Annotated in this window: 9 protein-coding genes; all 9 read right to left on the bottom strand. The window is 40.2% G+C overall.

Features of this window, described 5'->3' with window-relative positions; translation table 11 throughout:
* Nucleotides 1–11: 11 nt before the first annotated feature.
* The 9 genes from yfmH to rnjB all read right to left on the bottom strand — a co-directional run bounded on the left by yfmH (nt 12) and on the right by rnjB (nt 13,622).
* Nucleotides 12–1,304 carry an EF-P 5-aminopentanol modification-associated protein YfmH gene (yfmH, locus tag ID12_RS12935; RefSeq protein ID WP_017359055.1) on the bottom strand — a complete coding sequence of 431 codons (1,293 nt, stop codon included), beginning with the start codon at nt 1,302–1,304 and terminating at the stop codon, nt 12–14.
* Nucleotides 1,301–2,581 carry an EF-P 5-aminopentanol modification-associated protein YfmF gene (gene yfmF / locus ID12_RS12930; RefSeq protein WP_048003277.1) on the bottom strand — a complete coding sequence of 427 codons (1,281 nt, stop codon included), beginning with the start codon at nt 2,579–2,581 and terminating at the stop codon, nt 1,301–1,303. Before yfmF ends, yfmH begins: the two co-directional genes overlap by 4 nt.
* 145 nt (nt 2,582–2,726) lie before the next feature.
* The gene (locus ID12_RS12925) at nt 2,727–5,843 is read right to left on the bottom strand and encodes an MMPL family transporter (protein WP_008344703.1); all 3,117 of its coding nucleotides are present in this window, start codon (nt 5,841–5,843) and stop codon (nt 2,727–2,729) included.
* Between the two features lie 319 nt (nt 5,844–6,162).
* A complete protein-coding gene (locus ID12_RS12920; RefSeq protein ID WP_172793306.1) occupies nt 6,163–7,392 on the bottom strand; it encodes a bacillibactin exporter BcbE in 1,230 nt (409 codons plus the stop codon).
* Nucleotides 7,393–7,495: 103 nt separating this feature from the next.
* Nucleotides 7,496–8,221: a GntR family transcriptional regulator gene (locus ID12_RS12915; RefSeq protein WP_008344706.1), complete on the bottom strand. Its 726-nt coding sequence runs from the start codon at nt 8,219–8,221 to the stop codon at nt 7,496–7,498.
* Nucleotides 8,222–8,385: 164 nt separating this feature from the next.
* Nucleotides 8,386–10,761, bottom strand: a complete 2,376-nt coding sequence (locus ID12_RS12910) for an FtsK/SpoIIIE family DNA translocase (protein WP_050827272.1) — start codon at nt 10,759–10,761, stop codon at nt 8,386–8,388.
* A gap of 110 nt (nt 10,762–10,871) precedes the next feature.
* The gene (locus ID12_RS12905) at nt 10,872–11,108 is read right to left on the bottom strand and encodes a YlzJ-like family protein (protein WP_008344712.1); all 237 of its coding nucleotides are present in this window, start codon (nt 11,106–11,108) and stop codon (nt 10,872–10,874) included.
* Nucleotides 11,105–11,833: a ClpP family protease gene (locus ID12_RS12900; RefSeq protein ID WP_008344713.1), complete on the bottom strand. Its 729-nt coding sequence runs from the start codon at nt 11,831–11,833 to the stop codon at nt 11,105–11,107. The genes ID12_RS12905 and ID12_RS12900 overlap by 4 nt, the downstream gene beginning before the upstream one ends.
* A 121-nt stretch (nt 11,834–11,954) precedes the next feature.
* The gene (gene rnjB / locus ID12_RS12895; RefSeq protein WP_008344715.1) at nt 11,955–13,622 is read right to left on the bottom strand and encodes a ribonuclease J2; all 1,668 of its coding nucleotides are present in this window, start codon (nt 13,620–13,622) and stop codon (nt 11,955–11,957) included.
* Nucleotides 13,623–13,715 lie beyond the last annotated feature (93 nt).

The raw sequence follows: 13,715 nt of genomic DNA, 5'->3' as shown, positions 1-13,715 counted from the left end.
CTTTTTTTCATTTATTTTGCTTTCGGTACGACTTTGAAAACTGACATTCTTTCTTCATCAATTTCTTCGTCTAAGATTTCCTGAATATCTGTTAATTGGATTTGCTCCAGTACTGGCACGACATCAAATAAGCTCATTTCTAAGAATGCGTATCGAGTGAATTGATTGGCGATGTACTCTGGAGAGTTCATCGCTTTTAAAAAGCTGCCAATTTTTTTCTTACGAGCAAGTTCAATCTTTTCTTCTGTGATCAGGCTTTTTGCTTGAAGAAGCGTTTCTTTTAATTCATCTGCGAGTTGATCAGGGTCATTTGTATCTCCGCCAACTGAAGTGAAGCCAAAACCGCCTTCTTCCGTATAATCGTAACTGAATGTCTCATCAATCAAGCCTTTTTCATACATACGCTCGTATTGCAGAGAACTTTTACCAAACAATGTCTCTAAAATAAGATTCATGCCAAGCTCATGTTTGAGGAGCTGTTTTCCTTTTTTATGCGGGTTTTTCGTTTTCAAACCAAACATACATTTAGAACCTTGTACATTCATTTTCAGTTCGTATTCTTTTCGGTATACACGATCAGGTTCATTGATCTCTTTCCGCTGAATATCCGGCTGATCGGTAAATGGTTTTTTTGCCTGATTCGCTCTTACTTGGTCTAAAATTTGCGCCGGATCAACAGGACCCACTACAAAAAGAAGCATATTGCTTGGGTGATAGAACGTTTCGTAGCATTCATATAAATGGTCTTTCGTAATTGGCGCAATGCTTTCAACGGTTCCAGCAATATCAATTCTCACTGGGTGCTCTTGATAGAGGTTTTCGATCAGACCAAAGAATAAACGCCAATCTGGATTGTCATCATACATGTTGATTTCTTGACCAATGATGCCTTTTTCTTTTTCGACCGTTTTTTCAGTAAAATAAGGCTCTTGCACAAAATCAATGAGTGTTTCAAGATTCTGTTCGACATTGGCCGTGCTTGAAAATAAGTATGCCGTTCTCGTAAACGTCGTAAATGCGTTTGCGGCTGCTCCCTGTTTACTAAATGTATGAAACACATCACCATCTTCTTTTTCAAACAGCTTATGCTCTAAGAAATGGGCAATTCCATCAGGCACTCGGATCATGTCTTCTTTGCCAAGCGGCACAAATTCATTGTCGACAGAGCCATATTTTGTTGTGAAGGTTGCATATGTTTTGTTAAACCCTTGCTTTGGCAGCACATAGACGTCTAGTCCGCTGTCCATTTTTTCGTGATATACCGTCTCTTGCAGCTGATCGAATTGAATTGTTTTCACTGTCATGAAGCACCCTCCGTTCCTTTAAGAAAATAGGTCGTATCCCATTCGATTTTTTGACCCACTTTGATGATGTCCTCTTTTGTCACTCTGTCTAACGCTTCTAAAAAGGAATCGAGGCTCTCCCCTGTTGGCACGACGGCATGCTGATATAAGTATTCCGCTGTTCCATAAGACGTATCAATTGTTTCGAGCAGCTGATTTTTGACGACAGCCTTTGTCTGTTCAATTGCTTCATCAGAAAAATCGCCTTTTTGCATGGCATCAAATTGTTCTTTGATAATGTCTACTGCCTGCTGATAGTTGCCGACTTCAATTCCTGACATGACCATCATCAAACCTTTAAAGCTCTCAAGTCTAGAAACAGCATAGTACGCAAGACTTGCTTTTTCGCGCACATTGATAAATAGCTTTGAATGCGAGAAGCCGCCGAATATGCCATTAAACAAATGCAGCGCCGGATAATCTTCATCCGCTATCGTTGTATGTGTGCGAAAGCCAATGTTCAGCTTTCCTTGTTTTACGTCCTCTTCATCAATGACTTCTTTTGGCTCTATTTGTGATCTTGATGATTCGGTATTTTGTTTGACCGGCTCTCTTTCACTTGTTTTAAAGTATTGCGAGACCATTCGATTGATGTCTTGTTCATCAACGTCTCCCACAACATAGAGATCCAGCTGGTTGGACTGAAGTGCATGCTCGTATGCTTTAAAGAGCGCTTCTGACGTAATCGCTTCTACGTCTTCCATTTCACCATTGACGTGCAGTGCATATGGCTCACCTTTACACATTTCCTGCACAAGTCTTAAGTTTGAATAGCGCATTTTGTCATCATAAACGGCTTGAATGCGCTGTTTCAATGTTCGTTTTTCTTGCTCAACGTACAATTCATGAAATACCCCGTTTTCCACGTACGGGTGGAATAATAGTTCAGAGAGTAAGGCAATCCCTTTTTCTAGTAAAGGGGTTTGATCCTTTAAATATTTTTCATTCGCCATTTCTAGACGGAAGGTAATGATGTGATTTTCACCTTTTTTCGCCATGTCTGCGGAAACGGTCGCCCCATAGAGCTCGTCGAAATAAGCACGAAGCTCTCCCGTTTTCGGCATTTTTTCTGTTCCTCTTAATAGCACATGCGGGAAAAGAGAACGCATGGTGACGTCATCTTTGGATAAAGGCGCAAGCATTTTAAAAAGGATCGTCACGGTTTTAAATTTTTCTGTTTTGACAATATGAGTATGAAGACCAGGTGTATCAAATGTCTTCTCTTGTAAGTACGTCATGAGAAACCTCCTTTGTTCATCCTATTTATTATGTATTAGAACATAGCTGATATATACGTGAAACAGCCATTTAATAGTCATTATATCAATCAGAGGAAAGGATAGGAAATAAAAACGCCTCTGCTAAAAGCAGAGACGCAGGTTGTTATTTCATTCTAAACGGCCACCAATTCCATTTTCCAAAGATGCGAACCATGACCGGGATAAAGAGTGGTAGAACAACAAAAGCATATAATAAAAGTCCAATGAGTACGACCGTTGCAATTTCAACTAATGATAATACACCCGAGGGCAGCATCGCAGCAAAAGTACCCGCTAAAATAGCAACTGCTGAAATAATGACCGACCCCATATTTCTCATCGCTGATATCATGGATGCTTGAACATGCTCTCCCTTCCATTCATTAAAACGATCCATGAGGAAGATCGAATAATCAATGCCGAGGGTCACAAGGATCACAAAGCTGAAAAATGGAACAGCCCAGCTGACACCATCGTAGCCAAAGAATGTTTTGAAAATCCATTCTGTTAAGCCAATGGATGTAAAATACGTTAATATAAGTGAAAGTGTTAAGTATATCGGCATGACGATTGACCTTAATAATAAAACTAAAATAATAAAGATACCAATTAACATGAAAATAACCGTTCTGATAAAGTCACCGTCTGACGTTTCTTTTAAGTCAACATTTAAACTGGAGATACCAGATACACCGTAGTTGGCGTTTTTCAAACCACTTACAGGTAAATATTGATCAAGGGTTTCTTCAATTTTTGCTACACCTTTCATTGCTTCATTGCTGTATGGATTTACATTTAAAATCACTTCAAAGGTAGTTAATTTACGATCTGGGGACATATACGTATTAAATATTTTCTTAAACTCATGGCGTTTCAATACTTCTTCTGGTATAAACCAGCCCGTTACTTCTTCATCTGGTGCTTCCTGAAGCTGTTTTAAATAGCTGTCCGCCTCGGTAAAGCCGCTTTTTACTTGCTCAAGTCCGGAAATACTTTCATCTAATCCATCTGTTAATAGTGAGAGTTTAGATGATAGCTGGTTAAACCCTTTTTTCACGGCTTTTTGGCCATCAGTCAGCTGATCTGCACCATTTTCAATTTTAGGCATTTCTTTGATGAGCTGTTTTTGTCCTTTATTCGTTTCATCAAGACCATCATAAATTTGATCTAGACCTGTCATCAGCGCCTTTACTTGTTGTTTAATTTCTTTTTGCTTGCTTGAGAACGTTTGAATGACTTGATCTGCTTTCTTGATCTTTTGTTTAAAGGCAGATGCTTCCTCTTCATAGACGCTCATTTGCTCTCCAGCTTGATCGAGGATTCCTTTTGTGTCTTTGAATACTTTTTTGATTTCTTTATATTCATTCATATCTTTGATTTCTGGAAGCCGGTTTTCAAGTCCTTCAAATGATACGTTTTCATAGGATTGTTTCACTTTCTTAATCGTTGTCATCAGTTGCTCATTTGATGTTGCGTGACCTTCGAGTGTGCTTACGACTCGTTCAAGGTCTTGAATCATGGTTTCACTTCTGCGGTATTCTTGCTCTAATTCTTTTTTCGCTTGTTTGATTTCAGTGCGAATGGTTCCTACGCCCTCTTTACTGCGCCTCACACCATCCTCTAAAGAAATGAGTGATTTCCTCACTTCTCCGATCCCGCCTTTGATGGCTTTTGTCCCATCAATCAATTGATCAATCCCTTTAGCGGATTCTTCAATTTTTGGTTTTTGTTTGAGAAGTGCTAAGTTTGTTTCGGTCAAGCCATCTGTAATTTTCCCGATACCCTCATGACCTTTCCCAAGCTCTCCTCCTAGCTCTTTCGCTTGAGAGGTAACATAGAGCTGACTTAACCCATCTCCAACTGGGCGAGTGACACTGCGAACCGCTTTTACTTCCTCAATGTCACTTAACTTACGGGTCAGTTTTTCAATCATGACAATCTTTTCTTGATTATCGAGCTCATTGTCACTTTCGACAAGCACATTCAGCGGCAGCGCTTCACCAAAGCCAAATTGCTCAGATATCGTATTAAATGCAGACACTGACTCATACTTTGTCCCAATCTCATTTAAACTATTATAAGAAAGAGTGCCGTCATACATCAGAATTGGAGGAACAGTGATGAGTGCAACTACCCCTAAGCTGATGAGCGGTCTTTTAAATGAAAAGCGCCCAGCCCATTCCCAAATCTTACTTTGTGGATGACGAATGTTTTCTCTTTTAGACGGCCAAAAAAGGGATTTTCCGAAAACCGACATAAAAAAGGGAACGATTGTGACAAGTGCAATGAGCAGAATGCCAACGCCTACGGCAACGCTGACGGCTGATTGGTACAATTGGAATTTTGCGAAACCAATACTTGAGAAGCCGACTAACACAGCTAAGCCGCTGAAAAAGACTGTTTTCCCTGCACATTGATACGTGATGATAATCGATTCTTTGACATCACGCCCCTGACCAATCTCCTCTTTAAAACGGCTTAAAAGTAATATACAATAATCCGTTCCTATACCGAACATAATAGCTACCATAAAAATCTGAGTGAAATTAGACAGAGGAAATGGTGTATATTCTACGAGAAAAGCCACAATACACCGGCTGACAGCATAAGAAATGCCAATCGTAATAAGCGGAACAACAGGTGCCAGTATCGATCTGAATACAATTATTAAAATAAAGAAAATAAAAATCATCGTAATAAGTTCAGTTTTCTTCAGACCTTGTTGAGAGCTTTTAATGACATCTGAGTCCACAAATTTTTGACCTGTCATTTCATATGAGACGTTGTAGGGCTTTAAAACTTCCTCAATTCGTTCTTTAACCTTCACAGCTTTTGTTTCGTAGTGGTCGAATTTGAATGGAACAAGAAGTGTACTTTTATCCTTTGATAAAAGTTGTTTTTGAATGTCACGTTCTACATGAAAATACGAAGTAATTCCGTCAATGTGGAGTTCTGGGGCATGTGTCATGAGTGCAGCTAAAGCCTTTTTTAATTCCTGCTCTTTTGCAGGGAACAAATGTTGTTCGGAGAATACAATCACACCAGTATCTTTTTTCCCATTATGATCTGAAAGCTTATCCAATAAGTGAAGTGCCTCAGCTGTTGGTGTCCCCTCTGGAACCTTTAACTGCCCTTTTTCTCTTGTTAATTCCTCTAAATTGGGCGCAGTAATAAACAGAATCACAGCTGTTATCATCCACACCATTAATACAATCCATCTTGCTTTAATTATTTGCAACATAGCTGCTTCAAGCTCCTTCTAGTTCATCAATCAATTTGCTGTTTTTGAGCGTGTCTGAAGTGCTGACTTCGTCTCCATCAACGTGCTAATGGCAGGATGACCTATTCAATTGTCCTTTCGTGTTGAAGAAACGCATATCCATCATCAGCCACGAGCTCAATTTCTGACTTAAAACAAAGACAGAAAATGAATGTTTTTGAACACCTCCTATTTGGGATAATTTAAAAGATATTACTATACATTAGTTTAACTATCAAAATTTTACATGTCAATTTATAAAAAAGAAAAAAGATGGCAAAATACCGTCTTTTTTCTATGTTTAAACCGTTTTCAATTGTTCACTTTCATCCTTTTCATCTGGCTGGATAAAAAAGAGGACCAAAAATAATGAAATGAGACTACATATGGTCGATAGAATAAAAACGATGGAGTCTCCTTTATCCATAAGAAATGCGTAAATTGGAGGTCCTAAAGCAACACCGATAAACCGCATGCTGCTATAAAATGACGTAATGGTTCCGCACTGCTCTTTTTCAATACCTTCTGTTATCAACGCATCCAGTGCTGGAAGCACAATGCCAATCCCTACGCCACCAATACTTAAGCAGACAAACAACACGTAAAAACTGTGATTCCACCATAAAAATATATACGAAAGTGATAAAAGAGCCATACCAACGATGAGAAATATCCTCATTTTCCCCTTTTCTTTCCCGATTGTTTTCCCCGCAATATACGAGCTGATTGATAAGAAAAGGAGCGGGATACTTAGCAGCAAGCCTTTTTTGACACCCGTTATTTGATACGCCGCCTCTAGATTATCTGACAAATAAAAGAGCACGCCAAAAAGAAGAAACATAATAAAACCACCAATAGCAAAAATGGCATAAAGCCAGCGTCCTTCATGCTTAAAAATCGTCTTTGTTGATTTTAAAAACTCTTTAAATGTAGGCGGATCTTCCTCTTTCTTTGCGGATTCAACCATAAACAGTACCATCACAAAGCTAATGATTGAAAAGAATGGAATGAACCAAAACGGTACAAACCAAAACCAAGAAGCGAGAAGTGCCCCAATAATAGGACTTAGTACCTTTCCAGCTGTATTAGAAGTTTCAATGGCTCCAAGTCCCGCACTTACCTCTTCATCATCGTGAAACAAATCGCCAATAAACGGCATAACGACAGGTGCTGCCCCGGCTGAGCCAACTCCTTGAAGGACCCTACCAAATAGAATCCACATATAGGGTTCTTTCATGATGGTTGAGGCAACAGCTGCCACAGCTCCTCCAAGTCCTGCGATTAAAAGGCACGGCAAAAGCACCTTTTTTCGCCCAATTCGGTCAGATAAATAACCGGCAATCGGAATACACAAAATCGCCACAACGGAGTATACCGTAATAATGAGTGACACTTGAAAGGAAGTGATTGAGAGTTTCTTTTCTATCTCTGGTAATACGGGTATTAGCATCGAGTTCCCAAGTGTCATGATTAGAGGCACTGATGATAATGCAATAATATTCTTTTTACTGACTGTTTTCTCGCCCAACATCATTCACCCAATTCTATATACTGTTACGTATTAGTGTGGCATGTTTCACGGGTTTTATGTATGGGCAAACAAAAAGCAACCGCCTATGGAAGCGACTGCTTTGTTAAAATCGTTTACGTATGACATGGAAGCTGAATTTATCCGCTCGAAAATAATTGAGCGAGTATAAGACCGGCTGATCATCTTGATCATAGTGCATTTGTTTCAGTAATAGTAAGGCTGTTTCTGGGTCACATTCTAGTATCGGTGAAACCTGATCGTGATAACCAATCGGTTCGATGTCTGCCACTGCATATTTAATTCCGCTGTGCGGTTCTCTGCCAAACAGCTCAAAAAGCGATTCTTCCTCATGAGTAAAAGAAGCGGGAAGATGTTTGACCGGAATTTTATCTAAACAATAGACGACTGGCTGTCCATCTGCTGTTCGAACGCGTTCCATTGAAAAAACCTTCTCGGATTCATCACACTGAAAACGAATGACATCATTCTCTGTCGGCTCTCCTTCTTGTGAGGACAAAAAGATAGTACCTGGCGTCATATTGACCTGTTCAATCATTTTTGTGACACTTGTCAGCTGTTCAATACCAGTAGAAAAAAGCGGTCTTGAGTTGACGAAAGTCCCCACACCATGCCTTCTTATTAAATATTTCTCTTCTTCTAATATACGAAGGGCTTCACGAAGGGTCGCTCTGCTCACGCCTAAAAGCTTTGAGAGCTCAAATTCAGAAGGCAGCTTTTCCTTTTCGGCATATACGCCTGTTTGAATATCTTCTTTAATACGGTCAATCACTTTCAAATATAAATGGCGATTGTCTGTTTTGGTCGACATGTTTTCCCTCCGTCTAATCAATGCAAATGATAAGATGAGAAATCTCTATTCCGAGATAAGATGAACATAACTATATCATGTTTTTGCAAATAAATAAATAGTCTGACTTCCAGTTAACATAATCAATATATCGTTAACTTCATGTTAGGAAAGCTCTCTTCGAATTATGAAGAGAGCTCGTCATGTTGTTCTTTTGAGAGGAGGACTTCTCTCGGTTTACTGCCTTCATATGGTCCGACAACCCCGCGCTCTTCCATTGCGTCAATAAGACGTGCAGCACGAGTATAACCGATGCGGAACCTCCTTTGCAGCATAGAAACAGAGGCCGTCTGCATGCCAATAATCAGTTCAACTGCTTCATCATATAAGTCGTCGTCCACAGCCCCAAGCTGATCTTGCGTTTCTTCACTTGGGATCATTTCTTCTTGATATTGTGCTTTTTGCTGTGTGATGACATGATCAACGACATGTTCCACTTCTTCATCTGATAAAAAGGCGCCTTGTACACGAACTGGTTTGTTCGCACCGACCGGTAAAAACAACATATCCCCTCTGCCCAGCAATTTTTCTGCGCCTCCCATATCAAGAATGGTCCTTGAATCGGTTTGTGACGATACGCTAAATGCAATACGGGATGGAATATTGGCTTTAATGACACCAGTAATGACATCAACCGAAGGTCTCTGTGTGGCGATAATTAAATGAATCCCTGCAGCACGTGCCATTTGAGAAAGCCTTGTAATGGAATCTTCCACATCAGAGGAAGCAACCATCATTAAATCAGCAAGCTCGTCTACAATGACGACAATATAAGGGAGTTCTGGCTGCTTCGCCTCTTCTGATTGATTCATTCGTTTAATGTAATCATTGTACCCTTCAATATTTCTTGTGCCCGTATGAGAAAACAATTCGTAACGGCGCTCCATTTCACTAACCACTTTTTTAAGTGCCTGTGAGGCTTTTTTAGGATCGGTCACAACTGGAGCCAACAGATGCGGGATGCCGTTATAAACATTTAATTCAACCATTTTCGGGTCAATCATCATCATTTTTACTTCATGAGGTTTTGCTCTCATGAGAATGCTTGTGATAATACCATTGATACATACACTCTTTCCGCTTCCTGTCGAACCAGCCACAAGTAAATGCGGCATTTTGTTCATTTCAGCCAGCACAGCTTCACCAGAAATATTTCGGCCGAGTCCGATGAGTAGCTTGGCATTTGGGCGGTCATTTTGTTTCGATTCTAAAACCTCTTTTAAAGAAACCATCGCAATTTCTGCGTTGGGCACTTCAATTCCGATGGCGGATTTGCCAGGAATCGGCGCTTCAATTCGAATGTCTTTTGCTGCTAATGCAAGGGCTAGATCATCACTCAAGTTGACGATCTTACTTACTTTCACGCCGACATCAGGGTATACTTCATATTTTGTGACGGCCGGCCCTAAATGAACTTGTGTCACTTTTGCTTTTACACCAAAGCTTTGGAAGGTCTTTTCAAGCTTTCTTGCATTTTCATAAATATTCTTCTTATCTGTTTGCTGACCTGAATGCTGCGGCTCAGCTAAAATATCAAGCGATGGCAGCTCATAATCCTTATTTTCAAGCTCCGTAAACGTCATAGGCGGAGCTTCTTTTGGTTCATCCCCTGTATCATGAGACGGAGTGCCTTGTACAGTTTCTTGAAGAGGATCTGGCTCATTGATCGGCTGATCTTTTTGAACTTGCGGTGTGAGCATGTCATCTCGATCAGCAAAACTTGAGATAATCGGCTGACGATTGTCAGAAGCCTGTTCTTCTTCCTCGATCAAGATATGATCATGATCTTCTTCGGCCTCTTCTTGCAAGCGTGAACGTTTTTTCTTTTCACTTGTTTTCTGCGCAGGTGCATTCTTTTTCGCCTGCCTTATGCCTTTCATATCTTCAATAAATGCTTTCCACTGCTTCACCAAAAATTGTGATACAGGCAGCGTCACTTTTTTGACCATTTCTTGCAGTGACCGGTTTGTGATCAGCACAATTCCGATCAGCATTAGTACAATGGCCATGATTTGCGATCCTGCTTGTGCAAACAAGAAATAGGAGGCCGCAAATAATACGGCACCGATCATACCGCCTCCTAAATCGGGCGAGCCTGTCTCACCTTTCATATCCATTAAGAATAACTCAAACGTATTTCTGATTACACTTTGAGAGCCTATCACGCCTGCAGCTGAAAGATGCTGAAAAAGCTTCACATGGGACAAAAGCAAGATGCTCGCAATGATGCAGTATAAGCCTGCTTTTCTTCTTGTCAGTAAATCAGGAATTTGTTTTTTCCAAAAGATCGTCACACCAAAAAGAAATAATCCGATAAGGCAGAGAATAAACCATTCACCTGCAAAAAATCGGAATAGATGTACAAAGGTTTGTCCAACTACACCTAGCTGTAAAATGGCAATGATCGCTATGGCAATACAGACTAACCCATTTAGTTCATATTTCAGTTTTAGCTGTTTATTTTGTTTTTTTCTTGTTTTACGTTTTCTCTTTTTCGCCATACTCATCACCTTACTACAAAAGAAAATATAACCTACGAAAAGATCAGAAAGAAAGCAGCCTGGTTTTGGCTGCATCTTGTTGTAAGTTTTCCCTTTATTATAGCATAGAATCATTCATATGAGTCGGTTTGATTGGTGCCTAAATGTAACTTCAATCGCTTACCTGGTGCAAGCTCCTGATTCAAAAAGTCCATTGGATTTGTACTCATTACTTGAACGATTTCCGCTTCATCTTCTTTCATTTCAACCATCACTGGCACGCCCTGAATGTTTACCTGCTGAAGTTTACGTTCTCCTTGTTCCTCAGCGTAAATGGCTTCATAAGGCATAGGTGTATATAAAATCATTGGATCAGCCCCTCGTTTTGTGCAGCCCGTTCTCCAATAAGCTCGTTCAGCTTTTTAATCGCTTGTCCAACGCCGCCGACTTCATGCATCAGTCCGTATTCAGCCGCCTCATGGCCAACGACATTTGTCCCGATGTCTCTTGTTAGATTGCCTTTAGAGAACATAAGCTCTTTAAATTTCTCTTCTGTAATGTTTGAGTGACTCGTGACAAAATTAATGACTCTTTCCTGCATTTTATCTAAGTATTCAAAGGTTTGCGGAACACCGATGACTAGACCGGTTAAGCGTACAGGGTGAATGGTCATTGTTGCTGTTTCGGCAATGTATGAATAATCACACGATACGGCGATTGGGACCCCAATAGAGTGGCCGCCGCCAAGCACAATGGATACAGTCGGTTTGGATAAAGAAGCGAGCATTTCCGCAATGGCTAGTCCTGCTTCTACATCGCCGCCGACTGTATTTAAAATGATTAGAAGTCCTTCAATTTTTGGGTTTTGTTCAACTGCTACGATTTGTGGAATGACATGTTCGTATTTGGTTGTTTTATTTTGTGGCGGCAGCTGCATGTGCCCTTCAATTTGTCCAATAATAGTGAGGCAATGTATGTTTGTATCTTGTGACAACTGCGGGACGGCTGTTTCACCAAGCTGTTGTATTTTGCTCATAATGCTATCTTTTTCTTCTGGTTTTCGCTCAGGCTGCTGTTCATTCTGTTCGTCCATTTGTCTCCATCCTTTCCTAAAAACTCTCCTCCTATTATGAACAAGATCGTCACATTCCATCCGCATTCATCATGTCACATCAAAAAAGCCCAAAGAGCTTGTGCTCTTTGGACTTTTCTCATCACACTTCCATAATAATTGGAATGATCATTGGCTTACGTTTTGTTTTTTCATATAGGAATTGATTTAGTACATCGCGCATGGATTGTTTCAGTGTTGACCATTCAACAATTGAGTTTTCCGTTTGCTCTTTCACAATCCCTTTGACCATTTCTGTTGCTTTCACAATCAGCTCTTCGGATTCTCTTACATAAACAAATCCTCTTGTGATGATCTCAGGTCCAGAAATTAATTGTTTCTTTTGTTTATCGAGCGTAATGACCACAATTAAGATGCCATCTTGAGACAATAGGCGTCTATCACGTAAGACAATATTCCCAATATCACCAACACCAAGACCGTCGATCAAAATGTTCCCTTGATGTACTTTTTCACCGATTTTGACGTTTTGACCTCTAAATTCCACAACATCCCCTTTATCAATTAAGAAAATGTCGCTTCGTTTCATGCCCACTTCTTCAGCAATACGAGAATGTGCTTTTTGCATGCGATATTCGCCGTTTACTGGAATTAAATACTTTGGCTTCAGTAAGTTCAGCATGAGCTTTAACTCTTCTTGACAGCCATGTCCAGATACATGCACACGTTTTTGAGCAAAAATCACTTGTGCTCCGCTTCTTGTAAGGAAATCCACCGTTTTTGAATAGGTGAGTTCTTGTCCTGGAAGAGGTGTAGACGCAATCACAACCGTGTCATCTTTTTCAATATGAAGCTGTTTGTGATTTTGTTTCGCCATTTTTGTTAAAGCAGCGAGAGGCTCACCGTGGCTTCCTGCTGTGAGAATGACCACACTGTTTTTCGCCATTTTTTTCACTTCTTGGACTGGAACAAATAATTCTTCGTCTGCTGTCACATAACCAAGTTTGATCGCAAGCTGAAGAGTTGTCATCATATTTTTCCCTGCTACTGCAAGCTTACGGCCATTTTGGTTTGTGGCATTAATGATTTGCTGTACACGGTTAATATTTGATGAAGATACAGCGACAATCACACGATTTTCAGCATTGTACATCGCATTTGAGATTTCGTCTTGGACGAGCGCCTCAGAAGGTGTATAGCCTGGTTTTTCAGCATTTGCACTGTCTGAAAGAAGTGCTAAAACGCCATTGTTTCCAATTTTCGCAATCTCTCCGATGTCACAGGCTTGGTTAAGCGCTGGGGTTTGATCAAATTTAAAATCACCTGTGCATACGATTGAACCAAGAGATGTTTTGAAGCTGATTCCGACTGAATCAGGAATACTGTGATTCGTTCTAAAGAACGATACCTTTGTTGTTTCAAATGTAATGACTGACTTTGCATGAACCTCTCGCAAATCAGCTTTTTGATTGAAGCCGTATTGCTTTAACTTTTCTCGAAGTAACGCAAGGGTCAGCTTCGTGCCGTAAACTGGTACAGACAATTTGCTTAAGCAATGGAATACGCCTCCGATTGCTTCATCATGTCCGTGGGTAAGAAAAATTGCTTTCACCCGATCAGCTCGTTCTGTTAAATAAGAGATATCAGGAATGACCACGTCAATGCCTAGCATTTCGTTTTCTGGATGCATGAGTCCTGCATCTACAACATATATGTCGGAATCAATCTCAATGACATATAAGTTTTTCCCGATTTCTCCAACGCCTCCCAGTGCAATAATTCTTACGTTCTCTGTATTTTTCTTTTTCAAAATTCTTATCCTCCTAGTCTCAAGCCCGTCCATCATCGCTTAATGCTATTATAACTGAATCTAATTTTAGAAAACAAGATGAAGTCACATTTT

It is taken from the genome of Bacillus altitudinis (assembly GCF_001191605.1).
In the GTDB taxonomy this organism is placed as follows: Bacteria; Bacillota; Bacilli; order Bacillales; family Bacillaceae; genus Bacillus; species Bacillus altitudinis.
The sequence above is the reverse complement of the archived record's forward strand: the minus strand, read 5'-3'. Positions and strand labels throughout refer to the sequence as shown.